The following is a 26,753-nucleotide window of genomic DNA, read 5'->3' on the forward strand; positions in this document are numbered from 1 at the left end:
CATGACGAACCGCAGCACGACCTCGACCAGCGCAGCTTGGACCGGCATGGTGCCGGTCGACGACACAGCCCTCGCCACCACCGACACCGGCGGTTCGGGCACCCCCATCGTCTATCTGAACGGCCAGTTCGCCACGCAGGGCTACTGGCGCCGGGTGATCGCCGACCTCGGCCCCACCTGGCGGCACATCACGTACGACGAGCGCGCCCGCGGCCGGAAGTCGGGCCGCTCGGCCGACTACTCGTTCGCGGCCGCCGTGCGCGATGTCGACGCCGTGCTCGCGGCACGCGGCGTCGACCGCGCCGTGGTGGTGGGCTGGTCGTACGGCGCCTACGTCGCGGCGCACTGGGCCAACCTCAACCCCGCACGCACGATCGGCGCTGTGCTGGTCGACGGCGCGCAGCCCTACGACTGGCTGGACGACGCGATGGAGGCCCGCATCCGGACGCTCTTCCGGCGGATGGGCTGGTTCACGCCGCTCCTGCGGCCCACCGGACTCACGCCCCGGATGAGCGCCGCCCAGCAGGCCGAGAGCAACATCGAGCTCGGCCGTCTCGGGAGCACCGGCGAGCTGGGCCCGGTGCTGGACGGCATCGTGGTGCCCACCCGGCACGTCGTCGCCTCCGGCACATCGCTCGGCAGCCGCGGCGACGAGCAGGAGGTCATCCGCGCCGGCCTCGCCGACGTGATCGCCCGCAACCCCAACATCGCGATCAGCGCAAAGGTCCCGAGCAACCACGGCGCGATCCTCCGCAAGGATCACGCGGCGGTCGCTGCCGCCGTCCGCGAGGTCGCCGCCCTGGGCGCCGACCGCTGACCATCGGCCGCCGACCGCTGACCATCGGCCCGGATCGGTGTACTGATGGTGCGGACGATGGAGGCAGCAATGGCACAGTTCGCGATCACCGGCGGCAACGGTCGCATCGGCCGTTCGATCATCCCGCGCCTGATCGGCCACGGCCACCAGGTCCGCTCGATCGACATCACCGAGGCTCCCGACGACGCCACGTGGGAACACGTCCAGGCGTCGATCGCCGACAGGGACGCGCTGGCGAAAGCGGTGAAAGGCGCCGGCACCCTGATCCACCTCGCCGGGGTCGCCTCGGAACGGCCGTGGAACGAGATCGTCGAGGAGAACATCGACGGCACCCGGAACGCCCTCCAGGCCGCGTACGTCGCCGGGGTGCCCCGGGTGATGCTGGCGAGCTCGATCCACGCGGTCGGCCAGGCCCCGGCCTCCTCCGCACGGGACTCCGGCATCCTCCCTCCACGACCCGACACCTACTACGGCGTGAGCAAGGTCGCGATGGAGGCGCTCGGCAGCCTGTACGCCGACCAGTTCGGGATGGCCGTGGTGTCGGCCAGGATCTGCACCTTCGCCGAGCATCCCGAGGCGTCGCGTTCGCTGGCGACCTGGCTCTCGCCGGGCGACGCGACGCGTCTCGTGGAGGCCGTGGCGACGCTCACGGAGCCGGGCCACCGGATCGTGTGGGGCGTCTCCGCGAACCGTCCCGCCTGGTTCCCGCTGGAGGAGGGCGAGGCGATCGGCTACTTCCCGCAGGACGACGCGGTCGCGATCGCGGAGCGCAGTGGTGCAGCCATCGACCTGCCCGACCCCGAGCAACCGCTGGGCGCGCCGTTCGGCGACGAGCGGCATCCCGTCGGGCTGCGGTGGTGACCGGACGCGACCGGATCAGTCGAGCGCGACAGCGATCTTTCCGCGCGCGTGCCGCGACCGCTGATGGGCGATCGCGTCGCGGAATTCGGCGAAGGGATACACAGCCTCCACAGGAATCCGGAGGCCGTCGGCGCGCACCAGCCGCAGCAATTCCTCCAGTGCCCCGGGCCGCGCGTTCGACCCGTTGACCGCTCGGGCGCCGGCAGGGGGGTCGTCCGCCTCGATCGTGACGACGCGGCCGGGCCGCGCGCCGAGCGCGAGGGCGGCGACCGCCGTCTCTGTCGCGAAGAGGTCCGCCGCCGCGGTCACTCCCCTCGGCGAGAGCGCCAGGACCCGCGTCTCCAGCCCCGGTCCGTAGCGCACGGGCTCTGCCCCGAGCGAGCGGACGTGGTCCGCCGAGGCCTCGGATCCGGTGCCGAGCACCCGCGCGCCGGAGCGCACGAGCAGCTGAGTCAGGATCGCGCCCACCCCGCCTCCGGCCGCGCCGACGAGCACCACGTCTCCGACACCCGCGGCGAGCGCGTCCGCAACCGCACTCGCCGTCCGTCCGGCGACGTCGAGGACCCCCGCCGTCAGGTCGTCGATCCCGTTCGGCGTGCGGTGGATGCGACGATCGTGCTCGGCGAGCACGACGTGGTCGGCGAGCGCGCGGCCGCGGGCGCCGCCGTACACGCGGTCGCCCACCGCCCAGCGCGTCGAGTCGGGTCCGACGGCGTCGATGATGCCCGCGAAATCGTTGCCGTACCCGGTCGGCAGGATCACACCGAATTCCGCCGCGACCCGCGGCGATTCGAGGATCTGCCAGTCCACCGGGTTCAGTCCGGCCACCGTCACGCGCACGCGCACCTCGGCTCTGGCGGGCTCGGGTGCCGACCTCTCGACGACGCGCAGCACCTCGGTGCCGCCGAACTCCTCGTGCTGCACGAACCGGCTCATCAATGGGGCACGTCTCATGCATGCGGCAACACGAACGGAGTTGAGGTATTCCACCGTTACGCAGGGGTCCGCATACGTCATCCGACGGCGTGCGCCTACGGAATCCCAGTGCACCGACTACTGAGCGGTCGGAGGCACTACCGATATGCATGTAATGCCAGCGCACACTGGAATCCGATCCCACCCGATCAGGATCTCCCCACCCGAACCGCATCCGTTGCAGCTGCACCCGGCGTCCTAGCGCCGGGGTGGCGCACGCTCCGTCGCGTCGGCGCTCGAGGGATCTCCAACGCACCCGACTCCAGATGAAGCGAGGTTTCCCCATGTACCAGGCCGGACCAATCGGCGGTGGGCTGACCGTCGGCGGCGTTCTCGCCGCCACCGGCAGCGGTTCGATGATGACCGTCATCGGCGTCACCATCGTCACCCTCTTCCTCCTGCTCGGCGGACTTCTGCTCCTCCGCGCGGCGACTCTTCGCCGTCGCGAGAAGGCCGGCAGTGCGTCCCTGGCGGGGGTGCGTCACACGGCAGGAGGCCGTCATGTCGGCTGACCTCACCACCGCGATCCCCGTCCCCCGCCCCCTCACCCGTCGTCGTGCTCGCCCCGGCGTACCGCTCCGCCGGATCGTCGCATGGCTGACCGCCATCGCACTGGTCACGACCGGCGTGCTGCTGATGCTCAATGAGGGCGTGGTGCGCGACGTCGAAGCCCGCATGCTCGTGACGATCGCAAACGACCTGTTCGGGTCCGACGCCGTTCTCGCCCGCAAGGACGGCAACCCGGGCGTCGCCTTCCCCGCCGACAGCAGCTGGGTCCTCATCGTCATCACGATCCAGTGCGCGGTCGCGCTCTACCTCGGCCCCATCGCCTTCCTCGCCGGTGTGCTCGCCCTTCGACGGGGCGTGCGCCTCCACCGGGTGCTGCTCTCCGCAGCAGCGGGGATCATCGGGATGATGCTCCTCAACCTGCTCCGCCTCGGCCTCCTGATCTTCGCCTGGAGCACGTGGGGCATCGAAGCGTTCCGCTGGGTCCACGGCCCCGTCGGCACGGTCCTGATGCTCGTCGGGATGGCCGCCGCGCTCGTCCTGATGACCATCGTCGCCTTCAAACGCCCCGCATCCGACGGTCGCCGCCCGGCCAAAGGCCGCCGCGCCGCCCAGGCCTGAAACCGGCCGAGTCAGTACCAGCCCACCAGCACTCCGGTGGGCGCGCCCTGCGCGCGCCCACCGTCACTCCCCGTCCCACTCTTCCCAGGAGCCGCCCGTTTCGGACCACCCGCCGAAGGCTCCACAGCAACGCCGATACCCACCCGTTAGGGGTAGACCATGGTCCCCATCTTCGCCGTCGCCGCCTCCGTCGTCATCTGCATCTCGTTCGCCTACCTCTGGCGGCGGCGTTGCGTATCTGGACTAACGGGTGGTCCATGCGCTTGAGAGGTCGGCCGTCCCTCCCTTGGGCGGCCGGCCTCTCCACTCCCCAAACCCAACACCCGCCACCCGTACCTCCCGGCCCGATCCGTACCCGACGGCCGATGCGCAGACCCGACACCCGCCCCTCCCGCGCACCCGACTGAGAGGAACCCTCATGCCCGCCACCCCCCACGGCATCGCCATCGTCCTCGGAACCCGCCCCGAGATGGTCAAACTCGCCGGGATCATCCACGAGCTCGGCCCCGAGAGCCGCGTGATCCACACCGGCCAGCACTACGACCAGGCCCTCTCCGGGTCGGTCTGGGAGGCCCTCGGCCTCCCGGAGCCCGAAGCGGTCCTCTCCGTTGGCGGCAGCGGCCGCGCAGCGCAGATCGCATCGACGCTGAAGCAGCTCGACACGATCTTCAGCGCCCGGCCCCCGAAGGCCGTCGTCGTTCAGGGCGACACCAACGCGACCCTCGCCGGAGCGCTCGCCGCGAACGCGCTGGGCATCCCGCTGGTGCACGTCGAGGCAGGGCTCCGCAGTTTCGACCGCGCCATGCCCGAGGAGCACAACCGGGTGATGGTCGACCACATCGCCGACCTCCTCTGCGCGCCGACCGCCGTGAACGTCGAGAACCTGCTCGCCGAGCAGATCCCGGCCGAGCGCATCGTGCGCACCGGCAACACCGTCGTCGAGGCGGTCCAGGCGCAGCTCCTGCCCCGGCACGCGGCTGCCGCCGTGCTCGCCGGCCTGCGGCTCTCCGTCGACGGCTACGTGCTGGCGACCATCCACCGCCCCGAGAACACGGACGATCGGGAGGCTCTCTCGACGATCCTGTCGGAGCTCGGCTCCGTGAGCCTTCCGGTCGTCCTGCCCCTGCACCCGCGCACCCGCGCTCGCATCCACGCATTCGGACTCGATCCGTTGCTCCAGGGCCTGCAGGTGATCGATCCCGTGACTCCCCCGGAGTTCCTGGCGCTGGCGTCCTCCGCGGCCGTGCTGGTCTCCGACTCCGGCGGTGTGCAGGAGGAGTGCAGCGTGATCAAGCGCCCCCTGCTGGTGGTCCGCGCGTCCACCGAGCGTCCCGAGGTGATGGGGTCGTTCGCCGACCGCGTGCTGCCGGGGCCCCAGATCTCGGAGATCGTCGAGCGCTGGATCGGCGAGCTCGACACTCTCCACGCAGAGCTGGAGCGCCTCCCGAGCCCGTACGGTGACGGCACCGCCTCCGTGCGCGTCGCGCGGGAGATCCGGACCCTCGTCGGCAGCCCGCACGCGGAGCGTCGGGCCGCCTGAGCCCGCGGGTCAGCCGCCCGTCGCGTGCCGGCCCTTCCCGGTCGCCGGATCGATGAAGGACGCTCGACGCGGCGGCGGCCCCTGGCGCCGGTGCAGGACAACCGCGCAGCAGCACCCGCCCGCGGCCGCCGCCAGGCCCGCTCCCGCGGTGAGCACGACGCCGCCTCCCGCTTCTCCCGCTTCGGGAAGCACCAGGGCTTCGAGCACGACCAGTGTCAGAGCCGCGAGGCAGAAGAGCCCCACCGCGCTGAATGCCACTCCGACGGCGCCGACGAAGAGTCGCTGAACGCGGGTCATCGGTCCGTCCTCCACGGAGTCACGGCATCGTCCGTGCTGCGGCAGGATGAGCCGAGGCGAGGTTCGTGATCGTGACGTTCGCCGCACAGGCAGCCGACCCGGATCGGTTCGCCCGACAACTGGCTTGTGAAGATCTCGGCGTGCACGGCCATCTCCTTCGACGCTCGGAGTCCGCGCGCGGGCACGCGGGATGCGCCGATGTTAGAGCGCGCGAGAACGCCGAGAGGTAGGCCGCCTCCGGATTTCAGTAGTGCCGACCGGGCTGTTGGGTAGGCAACGCCAGCATTTGGCCCGAATGTCGCGTTTCGCGTCGCCTAACGCGACATTGGGCCCGAATGTGAGGCCAGAGTGCGCGCGAGCAGGGCCGCGGCGGCGTCGACCATCGCAATGCGCGGAGCGACCTCGGCAGAGGGATCCGCCCAGCCGAACTTCACTCCTGCCCACTCGAGCGGGCCGGCAGCCGCCACTGCAGCGTCGAGACGATCCGCGGTGAGGAGCGACGCGGGCTCGCCGAAGGGGAACCCGGGCGCCGGGACCATCGGATGGTGCGCGTCGACCCACGCCGGCCCGAACGGAGTGACCTGATCGGCGGCGCCCGAGAGCATGAGCCCGCGGAGGCGACCGGAGGACGCGATCGCCGCGATCTGAGCGGCGACGGCGTCCCCGTCGCGCACCTCGATCGCCGAGCGCCCCCAGTTGACGCTCATCCCGAACCGATCGGGTAGTCCGTCGAGGGCGGCGAGCTCGTCGGCGACGGCGAGGAAGCCTTTCTCGGGCGCCCTGCCCGGCACGAACGCGTCGCAGTGCTCGACCACGAGGGCCGCGTCGTCACCGACGCCGCTCGCTGCGAGGGTCTCCAGCGACTCGCGCAACGCGGCGATCGCCGCCTGCACGGCCGCGGGGTCGACGGAGGCGACGGGCGCGCTGTGCAGCTCGACCGCGATCACCGCGCGGCGGCCGCAGGCGTCGTTGAGGCGCTCCGCAGCCTCCAACATCCGGGTCGCCTCGGCGACGGCGGCAGCACGACCGTCGGCGTCGGGCGAGGCCAGACCGAACCGCGGGTCGCGCCCGAGCCGGCGCATCGTGCCGGGGATCCCGGTCAACACGGCGTCGAACCGGCGCGGGAACCGGCGCAGCAGCCATGCGTCGTCGTGCGGGTGGAGGCCGTCGATCCAGGGCAGCTCCAGCCCCCGCACCGTGGTGAGCGCGGCGAGGCCGTCGAAGTACTCCTCCTCGGCGTCCGCTGCCCATTGCGCGTGCGCGGGAGACGCCGCATAGGCCCCGACGAGGACGCTCATCGGGCGACGGCGTCCGCGAACCACCGGGTGATGGTGGCCGGATGGGTGATCGCGGTGCCGACGACGACGGAGTGGGCGCCCGCGTCGATCGCGGCGCGCGCCTGCTCCGGCGTGTGGATGCGGCCTTCGGCGATCACCGGGACCTCCACCGCGGCGGCGATCTCGGCCACCAGGTCCAGGTCGGGCCCGTCGAGCTTCGGCCGCTCGGACGTGTAGCCGGCGAGCGTCGTCCCCACGCAGTCCGCGCCGGCTTCGACAGCGGCGAGCGCGTCGGCGAGCGATCCGGTGTCCGCCATGACGAGCGTGCCGGTCTGGTCCTTCAGCCGGCGGATGGTCTCGGCCAGGTCGAGCCCGTCCGGCCGTGGCCGTCGGGTGCCGTCGAGCGCGACGATGTCCGCTCCCGAGGCGGAGACCGCGACGGCATGTCGCAGCGTGGGGGTGATGAAGACGCCGTCGTGCCCGTCCTTCCAGAGGCCGATCAGCGGCAGGTCGACCCGGTCGCGGATGAGGGCGATGTCGCCGAGCCCCTGGGCGCGGATGCCGACGGCATGGCCGGTGAGCGCCGACGCGGCGATCTGAGCCATCGTCTCCGGGCTGCGCATCGGCTCCCCCGGGTAGGCCTGGCAGGAGACGACGAGGCCGCCGTGGATCGCCGCAAGCGGCGCCGGGACGGAGAGAGGGTGAGAGGTCATGCGCGGGCTCCGGTCGGAGAGAAGTGGAGAGGGTCGGATGAGGGTGGCGCAGCGGCGACCGCGGCGTCGAAGGCCAGGGCCCCGGCACCGGCGAGGGCTGCGGCCGTGCCGAGGGCGGCGGGCACGACAGGGCGGTCGCGCACGAGGTCGATCGCCTCGGCCGCGACTCCCTCGCGGAGCGGGCCCCACCAGAGCTCGGATGTCTGGGACAGACCACCGCCGACCACGACGACGTCGGGGTCGAGGGCGTTGAGGAGGCCGCCGATCGCGCGGCCGAGCGCGCGTCCTGCGATCTCGACCACGGAGATCGCCAAGGGGTCGCCTGCCTCAGCGAGGGCGAAGACCGCTCGCGCGTCCGGCACGGGCGCCGTCCCGCCGCGGCGCAGATAGGCGGCGTGGATCGCGGGGCCGGCCGCGATGGTCTCGACATGGCCCTGCCGGCCGCACGTGCAGGGCAGGCCCTGGGCCTCCACCGCGGGCACGTGGCCGAAATGGCCGGCGGCGCTCGTCGCACCCACGAGCGGAGCGCCGCCGACGATGAGGGCCCCGCCGACACCGGTTCCGGCCGCGACGAGCAGCACACTCGATCGCCCACGGCCGGCTCCGAACCGCGCCTCGCCGATGGCGTGGGCGCGCACGTCGTTGTCGACCGCGACGGGAACGCCGAGCACCCGCTCCGCCTCCTCGCCGATCCTCGTGCCCGCCCATCCGGGGAGGGTGTCGGTCGCGGAGAGGACGCTGCGCGTGCGCGGGTCGACGACACCCGCCGCGCCGATGCCGACCCCGATCAGTGGAGCGTCGCCGGTGAGCGCGGACGGGGCCGCGGCGATCACCTCGGCGGCGAGGCCGATGACCGTGGCCAGCACGGCGCCCGGGCCGTCGGCGGCGGGGGTGGGCGCCTCCTTTCGGAGCAGCACCGCACCGTCCGCTGCGATCAGACCGGCCGCTGTCTTGGTGCCGCCGAGGTCGACACCGACGGCGTACCCGATCGGCCCGAGATTCATCGGACGAGGAGCCCCGACTCCTCGACGATCGCCCGGATGCGCTCGACGGTCTCGCCCTCGAGTGCGGGCACAGGGTGGGCCATCCGGTTGCTCTCGATCACACCGAGCGTCTGGAGGGCGGTCTTGAAGGCGCCCAGCCCGGCCGCCTCCCCGCTCACCCCCTGCGCCTGGAACACGATCTCGAACAGGGAGGCCAGACCGTCCTGGATGCGCTTGGCCTCGGCCCAGTCCCCGGCGCGCGCGGCGGCCACGAGCCGCACGTACGAGGCGGGGTCCACGTTGCCGAGGCCCGGCACGACGCCGTCCGCGCCGGCGAGCAGGGCGCCGTCGACGACGATCTCGTGCCCGGTGAAGAGCACCAGCGGGCTGCCGGCGGCGCGGTTCGCCGCGACCAGCCGGCGGAAGCCGACGTCGTCGCCGCTGGAGTCCTTGACGCCGGCGAGCACGCCCTCGACGCCGAGGCGCACGAGTAGTTCGTGGCCGAGCTTGACGTGCACACGGACGGGCACGTCGTAGGCGAACAGCGGAAGGGCCGTCGACGCGGCCACGGTGCGGAAGTGCGCCTCGATCTCCTCGAGGCTGGGGCGGACGTAGAAGGGCACCGTCGCGACCACGGCGTCCACCCCGGCGAACTCGGCCAGGCGGACCTGCTCGACGACGCGGGAGGTGGACATGTCGTTGACACCGGCGAGCACGGGCACGCGACCGGCGGCGATGCGCACGGCCTCGCGCAGCACCTCGCTGCGGACGGCGTCGGTCAGGAAGCCGACCTCGCCCGAGGACCCGAGGACGAACAGCCCGTCGACGCCCGCCGCGATCTGCGACTCGATCAGGCGCTCGAACGAGGCCACATCGAGCGCGCCGTCCGGTGCGAACGGGGTGACGAGCGGCGGGACGACGCCGGCGAAACGGGAAGTGCTCACAATTCTCTCCAATGGTGGTGCGTGATGGCGGTGCAGGTGGTGCGGTGCCGGCCGGCGGTTCAGGCGCCGGCCGGCGGTTCAGAGCAGCGTCGGCGCGGCCCCGAGCAGCGTGCGCGTGTAGTCGTCGGACGGGTGGTCGAAGACCTCGGCAGCCGTCCCCTCCTCCACGATCCGGCCGTAGTACATGACGACGATGCGATCGGAGACATAGCGGACGGTCTGGATGTCGTGGGAGATGAAGACCATCGCGAGGTTCAGCTGCTGCTTGAGGTCGCCGAGCAGGTTGAGGATCTGCGCGCGCACCGAGACGTCGAGCGCGCTGGTCGGCTCGTCGGCGACGATGAGGTCGGGCTCCAGCGCCAGTGCCCGGGCGATCGCGACGCGCTGCCGCTGGCCTCCGGAGACATGGCTCGGCAGCACCTCGGCCGCCGAGCGCGGAAGCCCGACCAGGTCGAGCAGCTCGAGGATGCGCCGCTCGCGCTGAGGCCCCGTGCCGATTCCGTGCACGTCGAGCGGGTCGCGCAGGATGTCGTGGATGCTCAACCGGGCGTTGAGGGCGGTCGACGGGTCCTGGAACACGATCGACACGGCGCGGCCGAGCTGCCGGCGGGTGGCGCGATCGCGGCTGAGGACGCTGCGTCCCTGGTAGAGCACGTCGCCTTCGGTCGGCTGCTGCAGCCCGACGATCACCCGCGCCAGTGTCGACTTGCCGCATCCCGACTCGCCGACGATGCCGATGGTCTCGCCGCGCCGGATGGAGAGGCTCACGTCGTTGACGGCGTGCACCTTGTCCGGACGGAACAGCTTCCCGGTGCGGGCGGTGTGGACGACGTGGACGTGGTCCAGGGTGAGGATGTCGTCTCCGGTCATGAGGCCGCTCCCTTCTGTGCGAACGTCTCCGCGAGCACGGACGGCTCGGCCATGGCGACATAGTGGTCGCTCGTCCCGTCGACGAGTCGCAGCTCGGGCCGCACGTCGCGGCCGACGCCGGGGCGCTCGACCGATCGCGAGGCGAACCGGTCGCCCGTCGCGAACTCGCGCGGAGTCGGCACCGTGCCGGGGATCTGGTGGAGGCGGGACGCGCCCGACTCGATCGACAGCACCGAGCCGAGGAGCCCGCGGGTGTACTCGTGCTGCGGGTTGCGCAGCAACTCGACGGTGGGGGCGCTCTCGACCACCTGACCGGCGTACATGACCGTGATCCGGTGGGCGACCTCCGCCACGAGGGCGAGGTCGTGGCTGACGAACACGAGTGCGAAGCCCAGCTGGGCGCGCAGGTCGTTGAGCAGGTCGATGATCTGCGCCTGCACGGTGACGTCCAGAGCCGTCGTCGGCTCGTCCGCGACCACGAGCTTCGGGCTGCGGGTCAGGGCCATGGCGATCAGCACGCGCTGGCGCTGACCTCCCGAGAGCTCGTGCGGGTAGCTCGTGAGCGTGCGCTTCGGGTCGAGCCCGACGAGCTCGAGGAGTTCCTCGGCCGAGCGTGTGCCGCCGCGCTTGAGCAGCTGATTGAGCTGGGCGCGGATGAGCATCGACGGGTTCAGGGAGCTGAGCGCGTCCTGGTAGACCATCGACATCTCGTGGCCGCGGAGGGTGTTGCGCTGCTTCTCCGTCATCGTGAGGAGGTCGCGGCCTTCGAAGAGGACGCGGCCGGTGACCTCGGCGTTGGCGGGCAGCAGGCCCATGATCGCGAGGCTGGAGAGGCTCTTGCCCGAGCCGGACTCGCCCACGAGCGCCATGGTCTCCCCCGGCCGGACGGCGAACCCGAGCCGGTCGACGACCGCGACGTCTCCGTGCCGCTCCGGGAAGCGGATGGAGAGGTCCTCCACCTGCAGGAGGGGCGGCACGTCTCCGTCGAAGACGAGCCGGTCGGTGCGCCGCGCCTCCACGTCGCCGAGACGCTGCAGGTGCTGCGCCAGGGCGGGGTCGGGCCGGCGGTCGACCACCGGGTCTGCATCGGCGAGGGCTTCGAACTCCTCCTCCTCCTGCGCACCCGCGGCGTCGAGCGGCTCGGCGGCGACGAGGGAGGCGGTGCCGGCATCGTTCGGCAGCTCCTCCGGGGCCACGGCGCGCTTGCGGACGCTCGGCCGTACCATGGCGTCCGTCAGTCCCTCGGCGAGCACGTTGAGCGCCAGCACCGTGATCAGGATGAGCAGGCCGGGGAAGAGCGTCGCCCACCAGCCGCCCGCGAGCAGCAGGTTCTTGCCGCTGGAGATCACGTTGCCCCAGGACGGCGCCGGCTCCTGCACGCCCGCCCCGATGAAGGAGAGGCTGGCCTCGAAGACGATGGCGTCGGCGACCAGGATCGTCGCGAAGACGAGGATCGGGGCGGCGCAGTTGCGGAAGACGTGCTTGAGCAGGATGTACGCGGTCTTCGCGCCGAGCACCCGCTCCGCTGCCACGTAGTCCTCGCCGAACTGGCTGAGCACGTTCGCCCGCACGATGCGCGCCAGCTGGGGCACGTAGAGGAAGGCGATGATCGCGATGAGCACGGGGAGGCTCTTGCCGAACACGGCGACGAAGACGATCGCGAGCGCGATGCCGGGGAACGACATGATCACGTCGAGCACGCGCATGATGCCCTCGTTGACCCAGCGGTGCGCGGTCGCGGCGATGGCGCCGATCGTGCCGCCGACGATGAGGGCGAGCGCGGTGGCGCCCACGCCGATCGCCAGCGACGAGCGCGCACCGTAGACGAGACGCGAGAAGATGTCGCGGCCGCTGCGGTCCGTCCCGAACCAGTTGTCGAGCGACGGCGGTTGGGCCGGGATGCCCGACTTCAGGGGGTCGTGCGGCGCGACGAGCGGCGCGAAGACGGCCGCCAGGACGACGATCACGAAGAAGACCAGCGCGATCTTGGAGGAGATCGGGAGCGCCCGGAAGCGCAGTCCTGGAGCGGAGAGCCGCTCGGCAAGGGTGCGTCTCATCGTTACACCGTCCTGATTCTGGGGTTGACGACCAGGTAGAGCAGATCGACGATCGTGTTCACGATCACGAAGGTGAGCGCGATCGTGATGGTGACGCCCTGGACGAGGTTCGTGTCGCCCGCGGTCACGCCCCCGAGGATGAGCTGTCCCATCCCGGGCAGATCGAAGATGACCTCGATGACGATGGCGCCGCCGAGGAGGTAGCCGACGCGCAGCCCGAGCACGGTGATCGGGGTGATGAGCGCGTTGCGGAAGACATTGCGGCCGATCACGACCGCGCGCGGCAGCCCGCTCCCGATGGCGGTGCGCACGTAGTCGCGGTCGAGCTCCTCGACCATGGACGTGCGGACGACGCGGGTGAGGGAGGCCGCGACCGGGACGGCGAGCGCGACGGCGGGGAGGAACATCGACTGCAGCCAGCCGGTGAACGAGTCCTGCGGGGACGTGTACCCGCCGGTCGGGAAGATCGGCCAGGTGAGCGCGAACTGCTGGATGAGCAGGATGGCCAGCCAGAACGACGGCACCGCGATGCCCGCGATCGAGACGACGCGAATGACCTGGTCGGGCCACCGGTCGCGGTAGAGCGCGGCGACGACGCCGAGGATCGCGGCGACGACCACGGCGATGATCAGGCCGAGGAACGTCAGCTGCAGGGTGAGGGGGAAGGCGGTCGCGATGAGGCTGCCGACCGGCTGTGCGGGCGGGACCGTGTTGCCGAGGTTGCCCTGGAACAGGTGGCCGAGGAAGCCGAGGTAGCGGACGATCAGGGGGTCGTTGTAGCCGTTGTCCTGACGCCACGCCGCCTTCGCCGCGTCGCTCGCGCTCTCGCCGAGGGCGTTCGTCGCCGGGTCGGTGGGGGCGAGCTGCAGGACGAGGAAGACCAGCAGGGTGATGCCGAGGATCATGAACGGCAGCGCGATGAGGCGGCGGCCGGCGAGACGCACGAGTTGGGCCATGCGGTGCTCCTAAGGGGACGGGTCGGGAGGCGGGGCCGGCTCGTGGCCGGCCCCGCCCGTGGGCGCTACTTCGTCGGGCCGACGCCGAGGAACGACAGGCCGGTCATCGAGATCGGCTTGAAGTCCGTGAGCGCATCCGGGTTCCACGCCGTGGGCAGCTTGCGGTGCAGCAGGGGGTAGAGCGGCACCTCGTCGGAGACCAGGTCGTAGATCTGGCCCCACGTGGCGAGCTGCTTCTTGCGGTCCGTCTCCTGGGCGCCCTGGTCGAGGAGGGACTGGAGCTTCTCGAAGTCGGCGCCGGAGTTCCACCGGTAGCGCTTCTGCGACCAGAGGTTGTCCCCGTAGAACCAGCGCAGCAGCAGGTCCGCGTCGTTGCCGAAGACCGACGGGTCGCCGGGGGCGATCATGACCTCGAACTGGTCGTTGTCGACCTTCTTGTACTGCCCGGCCGACTGGCCGATGTCGAGGGTGGTCGCGATGCCGGCGGCGTCGAGGTCCTCCTTGATCAGCGGGGCGACATCCTTCACCCAGCCGGTGTCGGTGGTGAGGAGGGTGATCGACAGGTTCGAGACGCCGGCCTCCTTGAGGAGCGCCTTCGCCTTGGCCGCGTCGTGCTTGTAGACCGTCTTGGCCTTGACGTAGTCGGGGTGGGTCTTCTGCACGTAGCTGGAGGCGGCCTCGGCGTTGCCGAGCATGCCGTTCGCGACGAGCTTGTCGATGTCGATCGCGTAGAAGAAGGCCTGGCGCACCCGCTTGTCGTCGAACGGCTTCATCGACGTGTTGAACATCATGAAGAGGAGGCCGAAGGACTGCACCGACTCGGTCTTCACGACGCGGGAGAGCCCGTCGATGTTGAGGTATGGGACGTCCTCGATGGCGTTGACGCGCTTGGACTGCATGGCACTGACCCGGGCGGACGGGTCGGCGAGCAGGTTCCAGGTCATGCCGGCGGCGAGCGCCGGGCGCGAGCCGTTGTAGGCGTCGTAGCGCTCGAAGGTGAGCTTGTCGTTCGCGGTGGCCGCGGTGATCTTGTAGGGGCCGGTGCCGGTCGGGAGGGCGTCGAACGCTTTCGGGTCGGCCTGCACGACGGCCTTCGGCACGATCTTGACGACGGAGATGCGCTCGGCGAAGAGGGAGAAGGGGTAGGCCGCCTTGAACTGGACGGTCGAGTCGTCGACCGTGGTGACACTGTCGGCGGTGAGGAAGGGCAGGAAGCCGGCGTAGAGGGAGGCGTTGGCCGGGTCGAGCACCCGCTGGAAGGAGAAGAGGACGTCGTCCACCGTCACGCTGCTGCCGTCGTGGAAGGTGGCGCCCTTGCGCAGGGAGACCGTGTAGGTGGTGTCGTCGACCTGCTTCGGGAGGGCCGAGCCGAGCGCCGCGTAGGCCTTGCGGGTGACAGGGTCGAGCTCGACGAGGCCTTCGAGGGTGTGCCAGTTCGCCGCCATCGTGAGAGCGCCGGTGGTGGTCATCGGGTCGAACCCGGTGCCGAGGGTGTACGACATCCCCGCCGTGATGGTGCCGTTCTTGTCGACGACACCGGTCGCACCCGAGGTGGCGGCCTTGCCGGTGGTGCTGGGAGGGCCGCTGCACGCGGCGAGAGCTGCAACGATCCCGGCGGCGCCGGTGGCGGCGAGGAACGTCCGCCGGCTCGCCTCCTTGTGGAGCGATTCTTTCAACATTGAAGTGCCTCTCGTGATGTCGGACGTCTGATGTCCTACTTGGGTATAGTGAACGTAATGCACGTCCCGCGGAAAGGTCAAGTCGACGATGGCGCCTGAGCCCACACCCTCCGGAATGTTCTCCTCTGCGCCCAGTCAACGCCGCACGTCGGTGACGGACCAGATCAAGGACTACATCCTCATCCACCGTCTCAAGCCGGGCGAACTGCTCCCGACGGAGGCCGAACTCTGCGCCGAGCTCGGGGTGAGCCGTTCCAGCGTACGTGAGGCGATGCGTACCCTCGCCGCCCTCGACATCGTCGAGGTTCGCCACGGGTACGGCACCTACGTGGGCCAGCTGTCTCTCGCCCCGCTGGTGGAGGGACTCGTCTTCCGCGGCGTGCTCCGGCCCGAGGACGACTTCGCCGCGCTGCGCGAGGTGGTGGAGGTGCGCGAAGCCCTCGACCTCGCCATGGCCGAGCAGATCTGCGCCGCCATGGTCGGCACCAGCAACCCCCGCCTCCACGAGCTCGTCCAGACCATGGAGGAGAAGAGCGGCCTCGGCGAACCCTTCGCCGAAGAGGACCGCGCCTTCCACTCGGAGCTGCTCGCCCACCTCGACAACGCGCTCGTCGGCCAGCTGGTCACCGCGTTCTGGGAGGTCAACACCGTCGTGTACCCGCGTCTCGGGCTCCCGCCCGCGACCGACCTCGACGAGACCGCCCGGGCGCACGGGGACATGCTGCGCGCTGCCGAAGCCGGGGATGTCGCCGCCTTCCGGGAGGCCGTCGTGACCCACTACATCCCGCTGCGTCGCGGTCTCGGGTCCGCGTCCTGACCTGACGCGCGACGGATCCCGGTAGCGTGGGCGGCATGAACGCATCCCTCGACTCCCTGAAGGACGAACTCGCGCGCCGCGGCCTCATGCCGTCTCCCGAGATCGAGGACTCCTTCGTCTATGGGCCGGCCCGGTTCGCTGCGATCGACGGTGACGTGATGGTCAACGTCGATCCAGAGATCGAGGAGCGCGGTTCGCTCGAGGCCGGACCCCTCGCTGACCGGGTCGAGCGCTTCCTGAGCCTGTCCTCGACCACATGGCGCGAGATCCTCGAGGCGGCAGTATCGGAGATCGAGGAGTCCGTCGGACCCGCTCCCGTCGCCGAGGAGGCGGACCTGCGCGACGACCTCGCCCTGAAGTCGGTCGTGGTGTTCGTCGACGCGGTGCTGCTCTCCTTCGACGCGCCCCGGCAGTTCCCCGACAGTGTGGTCCGTGTGCTGCTCGACGAGGACCTCGCTTACGACGACGTAGAGATCGACGAGCGCGACGACGACGGCGTCGAGACGCTCACGTTCGGGAGCCTCGACGAGCTCCTCGAGCACCTGTCGACCGACCGTCCCGAGGGCTGATGCCCGGCGCCGATCTCAGCGCCGATCCCGTCGTCACGTCGTTCTCGCACGCGGGCGCGACGCTCGTGGCAGAAGAGAGAGGTGCCGGCCGGACCGTCTTCCTGCTCCTCCACGGCATCGGGATGGGCAGGAAGGTGTTCGACGGCCTGGCCGAGATCCTCGCCGGCCAGGGGCGGGTCATCGCCGTTGATCTGCCGGGGTACGGTTCAGCACCCGAACCGGAGCGCATCCTCACCATGGAGCGCACCGCCGACCTCGTGGCAGCGTTCCTCCGCGACGCACGGCTCGGGCCTGTCGTCGTCATCGGTCATTCGATGGGGACGCAGGTCGCTTCCGAGCTGGCCGCGCGACATCCGGCGCTGGTCGAACTGCTGATCCTGGTCGCGCCCACGGTCGACCGGCGGGCCCGCCGCCTGGGGCCGCAGCTGGGGCGGCTCATCCGCGACCTCGCGGGTGAGAACCCGCTCGTGCTCTACCGCGGCGGGCGCGAGTACCTGCGGGCGGGCCCGAACCTGCGCGGTAAGGCTCACGCGATGCTGAGCCACCGGCCCGAACTCGCGTATCCGAGAATCGCGGTGCCGACGCTGGTCCTGCGCGGAGCGGACGACCACGTGTGCCCGCCCCGGTGGTGCCGGTTCGTGGTGGACAGCATCCCGGTCGCGGAGTACTCCGAGGTGCCGGGTCACCGGCACGAGACGATGATCCGCGATCCGCGGGAGGCCGCGCGGCGGATCGTCGGCTTCGTGGAGCGGTTCGAATCGGGGACGCCGGCCTCCTGAGCCGTGGCCTCCCACGAGGGGTGCCCTGTCAGTACACGGCTCGTCAGGGGCTCCCACGCGAGCTCGGGACGGGGTGGACTGGACGCACACCCCGAGATCGAAGGAGCGCAGCCGTGCGTGGAGTCATCATGAACGCCCCGGGCGATGTCGTCGTCGCGGAGCGGCCCGACCCGGTGATCGTCGAGCCGACCGACGCGATCATCCGCCTGACCGCGACCTGCATCTGCGGCTCGGACCTCTGGCCGTACCGCGGCACCGAGCACGCCGACCACGCCCCCATGGGGCACGAGTACGTCGGCGTGGTCGAGGAGGTCGGAGCCGACGTCACGACCGTGAAGCCCGGCGACTTCGTGGTCGGATCGTTCGTCGCCTCCGACAACACCTGCGAGATCTGCCGCGCCGGATACCAGTCGCGGTGTGTGCACAACGTGATGATGGGCGGGATCGGCACCCAGGCCGAGAAGGCGCGCATTCCGCTGGCCGACGGCACCCTCGTGGCGACGCCCGGACAGCCCGATGCCGACCTCATCCCGTCACTGCTGGCCGCGTCGGACGTGCTCGGGACGGGCTGGTTCGCCGCCGTCGCCGCCGAGGCCGGCCCGGGCAAGACCGTCGTCGTGGTGGGTGACGGGGCGGTCGGCCTCATGGGCGTCCTCGCCGCCAAGCAGCTCGGCGCCGAGCGCGTCATCGCGATGTCGCGTCACGCGGACCGCCAGGCGCTCGCTCGCGAGTTCGGCGCCACCGACATCGTCGAGGAGCGTGGCGACGCGGGCGTCGCGAAGGTCAAGGAACTCACCGGCGGGCTCGGCGCCCACTCCGTGATCGAGGCCGTCGGCACCCAGGAGTCCCTGTTGCAGGCGATCCGGTCCGCGCGGCCCGGCGGCCACGTCGGCTTCGTCGGCGTCGCCCACGACGGCGTGACTCTGCCGGCCGACGAGCTCTTCTTCGCCGAGGTGCACCTGCTCGGCGGCCCTGCGCCCGTCCGGCGGTTCCTGCCCGAGCTCATCCGGCTCATCTGGGACCGCGAGATCGACCCGGGCCGCGTCTTCGACCTGACGCTGCCCCTCGACCGCGCGGCCGAAGGGTACGACGCTATGGATCGACGGACCGCGACGAAAGTGCTCCTCACCTTCTGAGCCTCTCCACCACGAAAGGAACCGCCATGAACATCGAACCCCGCACCCCGACGGCGAAGAACCCGCCGGAGCAGTTCGCCGGCGACGTCTGGGTCGACGGCATCGTCGCCCCGCACGACGCCGACCAGCGTACGACCGTCGCGCTCGTCCGCTTCGCGCCGGGCGCCCGCACCGCCTGGCACAGCCATGCGCGCGGCCAGTACCTGCGGGTCACCGAGGGCGTGGCCCGCTTCGGTGACCGCGACGGCAACGTCTTCGAGGTGCATCCCGGCGAGACGCTCTACACACCGCCCGGCCAGGACCACTGGCACGCTGCGGCCCCGGACTGCTTCATGCAGCATCTCGCGATCCTGGAGGCCGCGGACGACCCCGCCGCGACCACCACGTGGAAAGAGCACATCACCGACGCCGAGTACGAGGGGCGCCGCGCATGAGCGACGAGACGACCGGCTGGACCGGCGGACAGCAGGCCTTCGGCGATTTCGCCCCCGGCCTCGTCCACTACACGGACCGCGTGCTCTTCGACGAGGTCTGGGAGCGTCCCGAGCTCTCGAAGCGCGACCGCAGCCTGGTGACGGTGGCGGCCCTGCTGACCGGCGGCAACATCGAGCAGCTCCGCTTCCACCTCGCGTTCGCCCGCGACAACGGTGCGACGCAGGAGGAGCTGATCGAGGCGATCACCCACCTCGCCTTCTATGCCGGCTGGCCGAAGGCGATGTCGGCCATGGCGATGGCGAAAGAGGTGTTCGAACGGGACTGAGGCCGGGCCCTTCGTCCCCCTAACGGGTGGCTCCGACGTCGCAATTCCGCCCTGATCGCCGCCCAGATGGCGGTGGGTGCCACCCGGCCCCACCCGGGAATGCTCAAGACTTGCAGCTCTCCGGATGTTCCGGATCGCGGCTGCCAGGGCCGCGAGGATGCGCGGCTTCGGGAAGCTCGCGCATCGGGCCGGATGAGCACATTCCCCCGGTGCTCATCCGGCCCCTCCCGGCTCACGTCCCGCTGAGCGCGCGCAGCGTCAGCAGGTCGTCGTCGATCCCCCCGCCCTCGTGGCCGTTGTAGCGCCACGTGTGCAGCGTCTTGGGACCGGCGTACGCGTTGTAGGCGGCGTAGACGGTGGACGGCGGGCAGATCGGATCCATCAGCGCGACCGTGAAGGTGGCGGGTGCGCTCGCGCGCGCGGCGAAGTTCACCCCGTCGAAATACGAGAGCGTGCGCAGCACGTCGTCCGTGCGATCGCGGTAGTGGGCCAGATGATCGGTGATCTCGCGGAACGGCGTGCGGTCGGAGGCGACGATGCCGCGGGGGATGTCGCAGAGGAAGGGCACGCGCGCCACGACCCGCGACAGCCCTGGCACCAGCCCCGCCACGGCGAGCGCGATGCCGCCGCCCTGGCTCACGCCGAACACCGAGACGCGGAGCGGGTCGACAGTGTCCAGGGAGCGCGCGACCTCGACCGCGCGGACCGCATCGGCGAACACCCTGCGGTAGTAGTAGGTCTCGGGATCGCCGATGCCGCGCGTGAGGAAGCCCGGCACCTGACCCGCTCCCGGACCGGAGTCGGGCGTGACGCCGCGCGAGCCGCTCCAGCCCTGCCCGCGGGTGTCCATCTCCAGGTGCGCATATCCGGCGGATGCCCAGAGCAAGTTCTCCACGGCCTCCCCTCGACCACGCCCGTAGCCATGGAACTGCACGACGGCCGGCAGCGGTCCGCCGGCGCCCCGCGGGACGCGCAGCCAGGCCGCGACCTGCTCCCCCGCATAGCCGGCGAACCGCACGTCGTAGACGTCGATCGTCGTCAGTCCGGTGTCGACGGGCTCGAGGCGCGTCAGGAGGGGGTGCTCGCGGCTTCCGGCGAGCGTGCGCTCCCAGAACGCGTCGAAGTCGTGCGGGTCGGCAACCGCGCTGCGGTAATCGCGCAGTGCGGACTCAGGAAGGTCGGTGAACACGGGGCTCCAGGGGTTCGTCGCGTCAGTCGGTCTCGGCTCGGCCACCTGCTTGCCCGCCGGCCTGCTCTCCTGCTGCGGGAGGGTCGTCCAGCAGGGCGCTGCGCACGATGGACCTCGGGTCGAACCGGCGCGGGTCGAGCTTCTGCCAGTCGATCTCCTCGCCGATCTCGTCGTCGACGCGCGCTTTCAGACCGGCCGCCGTCTGTCGCAATCGGCGCGCGAAGGCGGCGAGGGAGGCGGCGTATCCGGGAAGGCGCGTTGGCCCGACGACGAAGGCGGCGATGACGCCCACGACGACGATCTTGTCGAACGTGAGACCGAGCATGGGAGCGACCGTAGCACAGAATCCATTGGACATCAGACGTCATATGTGCTTGAGTGTGCCGCACGGCAGTCGCCGTGGACCACGCAGAGAAAGGCCTCTTCCGATGTTCGCGAACCTCAACGGGTGGCATGCCCTGATCATCGTCGCCATCATCCTTCTGCTGTTCGGCGCCCCGAAGATCCCCGCCCTGGCGAAGAGCCTCGGCCAGTCGATGCGCATCTTCAAGAACGAGGTGAAGCCGGAGCTGGGTGGCCGCGACGAGTCTCCCGAGACGCCGGCACCGGCCGCCTCGGAGCGGTGATGACGGCCGGCGCGGCATCCGCTCCCACCCGGCGGCGTCGCCGAGCGCCCGAGGGGCGCATGCCGATCGCCGGCCACCTCGCCGAGCTGCGCCGCCGACTCTTCCGCTCCGCGGCCGCGCTGCTGGCCGGCGCGGTCGCCGGCTGGTTCCTGGCCGCGCCCGTGCTCGACGCGCTGCGCGTGCCGATCGAGCAGATCGCCGACACGCAGCACCGGATGGCCGAGCTCAACTACGACACGATCACCGGAGCGTTCGACCTGCGCATGCAGGTTGCGATCACCGTCGGGGTGATCGTCTCGAGCCCGGTCTGGCTCTTCCAGATCTGGGCCTTCCTCGTCCCGGCGCTGTCCCGCCGCGAGCGCCTCTACGGGTTCGGGTTCTTCTTCACCGCGGTGCCGCTCTTCCTCGTCGGGTGCGCCGCCGGGTGGTTCGTGCTGCCGCACATGGTCGGCGTCCTGACCGGCTTCGCGCCGGAGCAGGATGCGGCGATCGTGCAGGCGAAGACCTACTTCGACTTCGTGCTCAAGCTCGTCCTGGCGGTCGGGATCGCCTTCGTGCTCCCCGTCGCCGTGGTGCTCCTCAATTTCGTCGGCGTGCTGCGCGCGAAGACGATCCTGCGCTCCTGGCGCGTGGCGATCATCGCGATCGCCCTCTTCACGGCCATCGCGACTCCCGCCGCCGACGTGCTCTCGATGTTCGTGCTCGCCGTGCCGATGGTCGCGCTCTACTTCGCGGCGGCCGGTGTCGCCGCCCTGCACGATCTCCGCACCGACCGGCGCGCGGCCGCACTTCTCGCCGCATCCCCCGCGGAGCTGCCGCTCCCCTGATCCGCTCACGCGGCACCGACACGCCTAGCACCCCACCCGGACACACCGTCGTGCACCACTGGAAGGAAGGAACGTCATGTCACCACGCCCCACCACCGGAGCCCCTCTCCGTCGACGATCCCGAGCGGCGACCGTCGCCGCCGGCCTGATCGCACTCATCACCGCGGCCGCTCTCGCCGCACCGGCGGCGCCGGCAACCGCGGCGCCCGCCGACCCGCCCGGCTCATTCAGCACCGTGGACATCTCCGGCGCCCCCGCGTCGCCGTACGCCAACTACCGCATCCCGGCCCTCGCCTCCCTCGGCGGCGGTGTCGTCCTCGCCGCCTGGGACGGCCGGCCCGGCAGTGCCGCCGACTCCCCCAACCCCAACTCGATCGTCCTACGGCGCAGCACGGACGGTGGCCAGACCTGGGGAGCACTGACCACCGTGCGCGCCGGGGTGACGTCGTCCCCGAAGAGCGGGTACAGCGACCCGAGCCTGGTCTACGACGCCGTCGCCGGGAAGGTCTTCCTCTTCTCCGTCTACTCCAAGGACCAAGGGTTCGGCGGCAGCGCGTTCGGCAACGACGACGCGAACCGCCAGGTCATCAGCGCGCAGGTGTCCGAGTCATCGGATGCGGGCGTGACGTGGGGCGCCCCGCGGCTGATCACCACGGTCGTGAAGCCGGGCGCGAGCAGCACGGCCCCGGTCGCCGGCGACGTGCGCAGCATGTTCGCGACCTCGGGTGAGGGCATCCAGTTGCGGTACGGCGCCCACGCCGGCCGGCTCATCCAGCAGTTCGCCGGAGATGTGCGGCAGGCCGACGGCACGAACGCCATCCAGGCCTACAGCGTCTACTCCGACGACCACGGCGCCACCTGGCAGCGGGGCGCGTTCGTCGGCACCCGGATGGACGAGAACAAGGTGGTCGAGCTCTCGGACGGCCGAGTGCTCCTGAACTCGCGCGACAACGCCGGAGGCGGCTATCGCAAGGTCGCGATCTCGTCGGACGGCGGCCAGACCTATGGCCCGGTCAGCCAGGACACCGAGCTACCCGACCCCACGAACAATGCGTCGATCACCCGCGTCTACCCGGACGCACCCGCCGGCTCTCCCGAGGCGAAGGTGCTGCTCTTCACCAACACGGCCTCGCAATCGGCCCGCTCGAATCTGACGGCCCGGGTCTCGTGCGACGACGGTGCGACCTGGCCGTACGCGCGGCAGATCAACGCCGGGTACTCCGGATACTCGACGGCGACCCGCATGGCCCCGGGATGGTTCGGCGTGCTCTACGAGAACAGCTCCTTCACCGCGATGACCCTCGCACGCTTCGACGACGCCTGGCTCGGCGCGGCCTGCGACGGCGTGACAGGGTTGGCGTCGCTGACGATCTCGGGCGGCCGGACCGACACCTCCCGCGACCTGAGCGCCTCGCCCTACGCGGCCGGCGACGTCGTCCCGTACGCGTTCACCGTGCGCAACCAGGGCGGAGGAGCGTCGACCGTCACCCCGACCAGCGGGAACTTCACCCCGCTCGTCCCGGCCGGCGCCGGGAACTGCCGCTACACCGGCCTCGCCGCAGGCGCGTCCTACACCTGCTCGACCCCGCGCCACACGGTGACGGCTGCCGAGGCATCCCAGGGGTACGTCGTGCCGGACACCACCTGGACGAGCACCGGCGACTCCGTTGGCGCCACCCGCGTACTCGGGCTGCCGCTGGCACTGACCGGCGGTGTCTCCTCGGGGACGACGACTCTCGCCTCCGTGGTCATCGCGGGCGCCGACTCCGACGGTGAGCGGAACGTCGCGACCTCCCCGTACGCGGTCGGCGACCAGGTCGCGTACACGTTCCGGGTGACGAACACGGGAACGTCCACCGCGAGCGTCGTGCCGACGGCGGGCAACTTCGCGCCCTTCGTGCCGAGCGGCACCGGGAACTGCCGGTACACCGCTCTCGCGGCGGGAGCGTCCTATGTGTGCTCGACCCCCCTCCACACGGTCACCGCGGCGGAGGCGGCGCAGGGCTACTTCGTGCCGGACACCACGTGGACCGTGACGGCCGGCGCGGTGACGGGGAGCAGCCGCATCCTGGGAGCACCCGTGCGCGTCTCCTGACACATGACGAGGGCGCCACGGTCTCCCGCGGCGCCCTCGTCGGATCAGGCTCGAGGTGGTGTCAGGCCTTGCTCCCGCGGCGGAGCCAGCCGACGATCGCGGTGATCACGAAGAACACGAGGCCGAGGATCGCGAGCCAGAGAAGACCCTTGACCGCGAAGCCGAGGACGGCGAGGACGGCCCAGATCACGAGGAGGACGATGATGAGTGCGAGCATGGGTGTGCCTTCTTTCTTCGGGGGTCTGATGCGTGAGGGTCTGACGCGGACGGTCAGATGAGAGTGGCCGCCGCGGCGACTCCGACGATGAGCGCGGGGATCGCGACGGCGACCGCGGTCGCCGAGGCCACCGGGAGAGCCCAGCGACCGGACGAGGACGAGTCGTCGCCCCGGAACCACCGCGTGTAGACGGCCACCTGCGCGCCCTGCAGCGTCGGGAAGACGCCGAGGTCCTGGCCGGTGGCACCCGTCGCGACGAAACCGTCGTTCGAGCGGTCCACCATGCCGAGGTAGTCGTCGGGAGTCTCTGCGACCCAGAGCCCGTCGACGGGCGTGCGCCATGCGACGCGGGACGTCTCCTCGACTGCGCTGCTCATCGGGCTCTCCTTCTCACTGGACAAGTAACTAGATCATCGAGATAAACAGGCGCCGAGGCAACTTTCACCGGAGGGGTTGATCGGCCCGATTCCGAATGGTATTTACTTATGTCGGCCACAATGTTTTCCATCCCATGGAAAGCTAGATCGGCTAGTTATCGAGAGAGAGGACAGCGATGGGCGCGCTCGTCTACGACGGGGAGTCATACGAGTTCGACGACCGCACCGTCGCGCACATCCTGGCCGTCGTCACGGTGAAACTGCGGCGCCGCGAACCCTTCCTTCTGAGCTGGCCGACCCGCGGCGAGAAGGACACGCGCACCTCCGTGTGGATCGACAACGCCATCCCGTTGCGGTATGAAGTGGGCGCCGAACACGTCGGCCGGCTCGATCAGGCCTGGCTCGACGAGCTCATGGACATGACCACGCGGGCCAGCGGAGTGGTGCTGCCCGGTTAGCCGGACGGCCTCGTCGGCTGGTCTATCATCGTTGCCATGACGACGGGCGAGCGCAGTTCGACGCCTCACCACGGCTACGACTCGGAGGCGGATCGGGAGCGTGCCGTCGCCGTGCTCGAGGCCATCCGCGCCTACAGCGCGGCCGAGACGGCCCTTCAGCGACGCTCCGAACACGCGATGCGCCTGAGTGAGAACGACATCTCCGCACTGCGCTACCTGTTGCGCGCGCGCGAACGCGGGGTGAGCGTCGGGCCGCGCGAACTCGGCGAGTATCTGGGCGTGCAGAGCTCCTCCATCACCGTCTTGCTCGACCGACTCGAGAAGGCGGGCCACGTGCGCCGCATCCCGAGCCCGTTCGACCGGCGGGCCCTGATCATCGAGCCCACCATCCCGACCGACGACGCCCAGAAGGCCATCCTCGGCGACGTGCGCGAAGAGCTCGTGGAGGTCGCCGCCTCACTGTCGGACGCCGAGGCGGACACCGTGGTCGCCTTCATCGACCGGCTCCGGGATGCGGTGGACCGCATCGACACTCCCCCGCCGGGACGCGCCCGACGCTGACGCGGCGGACCCCGTCAGGGGAAGCCGTTCTCGAGGAGCCGGCCCTCCCACCCTGGTCTCGGCGTCAGCGGATACGCTCGAACCATGCACTCCACCAGTCGCACGGAATCGGCCGACTGGCGCCCGCTCGTCGCCGCGCTCGCCAACGCCGACACGCGTCGGGTGTTCGCGGAGGTGGAGCTGGGGCGGCCGCTCGACGAGGTCGGTGCGGGGCTGAGCCCGTCCCGTCGTCAGCGCGCGCTGGATGCCGCGACGCGGGCCGGGCTCATCACGATCGAGGAGGGCACCGCCTCCGTCGCCGCCGATCGGTTCACCCGCGCGCTCCGCGACGCCCCCGCGCGGCCGCCGCGCACCGGAGTCGACCGCTTCCTCGATGCAGCGGGACGGATCGACCGGTATCCGTCGTCGGCGGCCGATCGCGCCGAGCTGTTCCGCCACATCGCCGGGGCGGTGCTCGCCCCGGGCGAGGTCGTCGACGAAGCCCGGTTGGGCGAGCGGCTGCAGCGCTTCGGCGACGACACGGCGGCACTGCGGCGACACCTGGTCGACAGCGGGCTGGTCATTCGCACCGCGTCCGGATCGTCGTACTCGCGCACCGACTCGGAGTGAGACTGTCGGGAGGCCGCGGTAGCGTCCCCGCATGACCACGACTCCGCCGGGCTCCTGCGCCGTGTGCGCGGGCGCCAGGCATCCCGGCGCGCCGCTCCCCCTGTGCCTGGCGCATCTGCTCGAGGCGCACGACTGGGCCGCTGGAGAGTTCGGGGTGACCGATCTGCTGCCGTCGCCGTGCGCGTTCTGCGGATCGCGGCTCGGTGTGCGCTGGCCGTCCGGTTGGCTCTGCGCGGTGTGCGAGTGGCGTGCCGGCGAGCTCCCGCCCGAGGGCGCGGCCGCCTCCCGGGTCGACGTCGTCTACTACCTGCGGTTCCGCGACCGGATCAAGATCGGCACCACGGCGAACCCCGCGCAGCGGTTCGCCTCCCTCCCCCACGACGAGGTGCTCGCGTTCGAGCGCGGCGACCGGACACGGGAGCAGCGGCGGCACGCGGAGTTCGCCGATCTGCGCATCCCGGGCACCGAATGGTTCGAGACCGACGCGCGGCTGCTGCGGCACGTCGCCGGTCTGCGAGCCGCCGCGGGTGACCCGTGGGCACTCCTCGCGCGGTGGCGCAGCGAGCGGGCGGCGCGGTCCTGATACCGCATTCCCGGTGCGGAATCCCGGGGCGGTACGGCTCATACGTCGCCCAT

General features: G+C 71.0%; 32 protein-coding genes. 18 read left to right on the top strand and 14 right to left on the bottom strand.

All coding sequences use genetic code 11. From position 1 onward, the window contains the following. The first annotated feature begins 1 nt into the window (after nt 1). On the top strand, nt 2-817 hold the full coding sequence (locus tag HNR14_RS04810; RefSeq protein ID WP_179700113.1) for an alpha/beta fold hydrolase: 816 nt from the start codon (nt 2-4) through the stop codon (nt 815-817). A 69-nt stretch (nt 818-886) separates the two neighbouring features. Continuing rightward, nucleotides 887-1,678: an NAD-dependent epimerase/dehydratase family protein gene (locus tag HNR14_RS04815; RefSeq protein WP_179700114.1), complete on the top strand. Its 792-nt coding sequence runs from the start codon at nt 887-889 to the stop codon at nt 1,676-1,678. Between the two features lie 15 nt (nt 1,679-1,693). On the opposite strand, the gene HNR14_RS04820 is transcribed toward HNR14_RS04815, so the two are convergent. After that, nucleotides 1,694-2,614 carry an NADP-dependent oxidoreductase gene (locus HNR14_RS04820; protein ID WP_179700115.1) on the bottom strand — a complete coding sequence of 307 codons (921 nt, stop codon included), beginning with the start codon at nt 2,612-2,614 and terminating at the stop codon, nt 1,694-1,696. Nucleotides 2,615-2,937: 323 nt separating this feature from the next. Between HNR14_RS04820 and HNR14_RS04825 the strand changes: the two genes are divergently transcribed. From HNR14_RS04825 to wecB, 3 genes are all read left to right on the top strand, one after another. Next, nucleotides 2,938-3,165 (top strand): hypothetical protein, encoded by a 228-nt coding sequence (locus HNR14_RS04825; protein WP_021763260.1) that lies wholly within the window; start codon nt 2,938-2,940, stop codon nt 3,163-3,165. Beyond that, entirely contained in the window at nt 3,155-3,781 is a 627-nt protein-coding gene (gene xrtR / locus HNR14_RS04830) for an exosortase R (RefSeq protein WP_179700116.1), read from the top strand. Before HNR14_RS04825 ends, xrtR begins: the two co-directional genes overlap by 11 nt. A 418-nt stretch (nt 3,782-4,199) precedes the next feature. Then, nucleotides 4,200-5,321, top strand: a complete 1,122-nt coding sequence (wecB, locus tag HNR14_RS04835; RefSeq protein ID WP_179700117.1) for a non-hydrolyzing UDP-N-acetylglucosamine 2-epimerase — start codon at nt 4,200-4,202, stop codon at nt 5,319-5,321. 9 nt (nt 5,322-5,330) lie between these two features. Here the strand turns inward: wecB and HNR14_RS04840 are convergent, their stop codons facing one another. The 9 genes from HNR14_RS04840 to HNR14_RS04880 form a co-directional block, all read right to left on the bottom strand. Further along, entirely contained in the window at nt 5,331-5,618 is a 288-nt protein-coding gene (locus HNR14_RS04840) for a hypothetical protein (RefSeq protein ID WP_179700118.1), read from the bottom strand. 314 nt (nt 5,619-5,932) lie between these two features. Continuing rightward, on the bottom strand, nt 5,933-6,940 hold the full coding sequence (locus HNR14_RS04845; protein ID WP_179700119.1) for a DUF4862 family protein: 1,008 nt from the start codon (nt 6,938-6,940) through the stop codon (nt 5,933-5,935). After that, on the bottom strand, nt 6,913-7,608 hold the full coding sequence (locus HNR14_RS04850) for an N-acetylmannosamine-6-phosphate 2-epimerase (RefSeq protein WP_179700120.1): 696 nt from the start codon (nt 7,606-7,608) through the stop codon (nt 6,913-6,915). The genes HNR14_RS04845 and HNR14_RS04850 overlap by 28 nt, the downstream gene beginning before the upstream one ends. Next, entirely contained in the window at nt 7,605-8,612 is a 1,008-nt protein-coding gene (locus tag HNR14_RS04855) for an ROK family protein (RefSeq protein ID WP_179700121.1), read from the bottom strand. Before HNR14_RS04855 ends, HNR14_RS04850 begins: the two co-directional genes overlap by 4 nt. Beyond that, nucleotides 8,609-9,535: a dihydrodipicolinate synthase family protein gene (locus tag HNR14_RS04860; RefSeq protein ID WP_211235428.1), complete on the bottom strand. Its 927-nt coding sequence runs from the start codon at nt 9,533-9,535 to the stop codon at nt 8,609-8,611. Before HNR14_RS04860 ends, HNR14_RS04855 begins: the two co-directional genes overlap by 4 nt. Nucleotides 9,536-9,613: 78 nt before the next feature. Further along, entirely contained in the window at nt 9,614-10,405 is a 792-nt protein-coding gene (locus HNR14_RS04865) for an ATP-binding cassette domain-containing protein (protein ID WP_179700122.1), read from the bottom strand. Then, nucleotides 10,402-12,462, bottom strand: coding sequence for a dipeptide/oligopeptide/nickel ABC transporter permease/ATP-binding protein (locus HNR14_RS04870; protein WP_179700123.1), 2,061 nt, complete (start codon nt 12,460-12,462; stop codon nt 10,402-10,404). The genes HNR14_RS04865 and HNR14_RS04870 overlap by 4 nt, the downstream gene beginning before the upstream one ends. Nucleotides 12,463-12,464: 2 nt before the next feature. Then, complete coding sequence (locus tag HNR14_RS04875; protein ID WP_179700124.1) at nt 12,465-13,418, bottom strand: ABC transporter permease; 954 nt, start codon at nt 13,416-13,418, stop codon at nt 12,465-12,467. Between the two features lie 65 nt (nt 13,419-13,483). Continuing rightward, nucleotides 13,484-15,097, bottom strand: a complete 1,614-nt coding sequence (locus HNR14_RS04880) for an ABC transporter substrate-binding protein (protein ID WP_179700125.1) — start codon at nt 15,095-15,097, stop codon at nt 13,484-13,486. Nucleotides 15,098-15,248: 151 nt separating this feature from the next. Here HNR14_RS04880 and HNR14_RS04885 point away from each other — a divergent pair, with 151 nt between their 5' ends. From HNR14_RS04885 to HNR14_RS04910, 6 genes are all read left to right on the top strand, one after another. Then, a complete protein-coding gene (locus tag HNR14_RS04885; RefSeq protein ID WP_343064415.1) occupies nt 15,249-15,914 on the top strand; it encodes a FadR/GntR family transcriptional regulator in 666 nt (221 codons plus the stop codon). A gap of 35 nt (nt 15,915-15,949) precedes the next feature. Then, nucleotides 15,950-16,483 (top strand): cytochrome C5, encoded by a 534-nt coding sequence (locus HNR14_RS04890; RefSeq protein WP_179700127.1) that lies wholly within the window; start codon nt 15,950-15,952, stop codon nt 16,481-16,483. After that, nucleotides 16,483-17,262: an alpha/beta fold hydrolase gene (locus HNR14_RS04895; protein ID WP_179700128.1), complete on the top strand. Its 780-nt coding sequence runs from the start codon at nt 16,483-16,485 to the stop codon at nt 17,260-17,262. Before HNR14_RS04890 ends, HNR14_RS04895 begins: the two co-directional genes overlap by 1 nt. A 113-nt stretch (nt 17,263-17,375) precedes the next feature. Next, nucleotides 17,376-18,398, top strand: coding sequence for a zinc-binding dehydrogenase (locus tag HNR14_RS04900; RefSeq protein WP_179700129.1), 1,023 nt, complete (start codon nt 17,376-17,378; stop codon nt 18,396-18,398). Between the two features lie 26 nt (nt 18,399-18,424). Next, the gene (locus HNR14_RS04905) at nt 18,425-18,832 is read left to right on the top strand and encodes a (R)-mandelonitrile lyase (protein ID WP_179700130.1); all 408 of its coding nucleotides are present in this window, start codon (nt 18,425-18,427) and stop codon (nt 18,830-18,832) included. Beyond that, nucleotides 18,829-19,158 carry a carboxymuconolactone decarboxylase family protein gene (locus tag HNR14_RS04910; RefSeq protein ID WP_179700131.1) on the top strand — a complete coding sequence of 110 codons (330 nt, stop codon included), beginning with the start codon at nt 18,829-18,831 and terminating at the stop codon, nt 19,156-19,158. Before HNR14_RS04905 ends, HNR14_RS04910 begins: the two co-directional genes overlap by 4 nt. A 232-nt stretch (nt 19,159-19,390) precedes the next feature. Here HNR14_RS04910 and HNR14_RS04915 read toward each other — a convergent pair whose 3' ends face one another. Both HNR14_RS04915 and HNR14_RS04920 read right to left on the bottom strand, forming a co-directional pair. Next, on the bottom strand, nt 19,391-20,347 hold the full coding sequence (locus tag HNR14_RS04915; protein WP_179700132.1) for an acetylxylan esterase: 957 nt from the start codon (nt 20,345-20,347) through the stop codon (nt 19,391-19,393). A 22-nt stretch (nt 20,348-20,369) separates the two neighbouring features. Continuing rightward, nucleotides 20,370-20,672, bottom strand: a complete 303-nt coding sequence (locus HNR14_RS04920) for a Sec-independent protein translocase subunit TatA/TatB (RefSeq protein ID WP_179700133.1) — start codon at nt 20,670-20,672, stop codon at nt 20,370-20,372. Nucleotides 20,673-20,775: 103 nt separating this feature from the next. Between HNR14_RS04920 and tatA the strand changes: the two genes are divergently transcribed. From tatA to HNR14_RS04935, 3 genes are all read left to right on the top strand, one after another. Next, complete coding sequence (gene tatA / locus HNR14_RS04925) at nt 20,776-20,973, top strand: twin-arginine translocase TatA/TatE family subunit (RefSeq protein ID WP_179700134.1); 198 nt, start codon at nt 20,776-20,778, stop codon at nt 20,971-20,973. A 59-nt stretch (nt 20,974-21,032) separates the two neighbouring features. Further along, nucleotides 21,033-21,800 carry a twin-arginine translocase subunit TatC gene (gene tatC, locus HNR14_RS04930; RefSeq protein WP_179700135.1) on the top strand — a complete coding sequence of 256 codons (768 nt, stop codon included), beginning with the start codon at nt 21,033-21,035 and terminating at the stop codon, nt 21,798-21,800. A 76-nt stretch (nt 21,801-21,876) separates the two neighbouring features. After that, the gene (locus HNR14_RS04935) at nt 21,877-23,895 is read left to right on the top strand and encodes a sialidase family protein (protein WP_179700136.1); all 2,019 of its coding nucleotides are present in this window, start codon (nt 21,877-21,879) and stop codon (nt 23,893-23,895) included. A 61-nt stretch (nt 23,896-23,956) separates the two neighbouring features. Here HNR14_RS04935 and HNR14_RS04940 read toward each other — a convergent pair whose 3' ends face one another. Further along, entirely contained in the window at nt 23,957-24,112 is a 156-nt protein-coding gene (locus HNR14_RS04940; RefSeq protein WP_021757762.1) for a hypothetical protein, read from the bottom strand. 53 nt (nt 24,113-24,165) lie between these two features. Further along, on the bottom strand, nt 24,166-24,489 hold the full coding sequence (locus HNR14_RS04945) for a hypothetical protein (RefSeq protein WP_179700137.1): 324 nt from the start codon (nt 24,487-24,489) through the stop codon (nt 24,166-24,168). Between the two features lie 176 nt (nt 24,490-24,665). Here HNR14_RS04945 and HNR14_RS04950 point away from each other — a divergent pair, with 176 nt between their 5' ends. The 4 genes from HNR14_RS04950 to HNR14_RS04965 all read left to right on the top strand — a co-directional run bounded on the left by HNR14_RS04950 (nt 24,666) and on the right by HNR14_RS04965 (nt 26,700). Continuing rightward, nucleotides 24,666-24,947 carry a DUF7882 family protein gene (locus HNR14_RS04950; protein ID WP_021757759.1) on the top strand — a complete coding sequence of 94 codons (282 nt, stop codon included), beginning with the start codon at nt 24,666-24,668 and terminating at the stop codon, nt 24,945-24,947. Nucleotides 24,948-24,983: 36 nt separating this feature from the next. Then, a complete protein-coding gene (locus HNR14_RS04955) occupies nt 24,984-25,508 on the top strand; it encodes a MarR family winged helix-turn-helix transcriptional regulator (RefSeq protein WP_179700138.1) in 525 nt (174 codons plus the stop codon). Between the two features lie 84 nt (nt 25,509-25,592). Next, nucleotides 25,593-26,117: a DUF2087 domain-containing protein gene (locus tag HNR14_RS04960; RefSeq protein WP_179700139.1), complete on the top strand. Its 525-nt coding sequence runs from the start codon at nt 25,593-25,595 to the stop codon at nt 26,115-26,117. Nucleotides 26,118-26,148: 31 nt separating this feature from the next. Then, nucleotides 26,149-26,700, top strand: coding sequence for a GIY-YIG nuclease family protein (locus tag HNR14_RS04965; RefSeq protein ID WP_179700140.1), 552 nt, complete (start codon nt 26,149-26,151; stop codon nt 26,698-26,700). Nucleotides 26,701-26,753 lie beyond the last annotated feature (53 nt).

The organism is Leifsonia naganoensis (genome assembly GCF_013410615.1).
Taxonomy (GTDB): domain Bacteria; phylum Actinomycetota; class Actinomycetes; order Actinomycetales; family Microbacteriaceae; genus Leifsonia; species Leifsonia aquatica.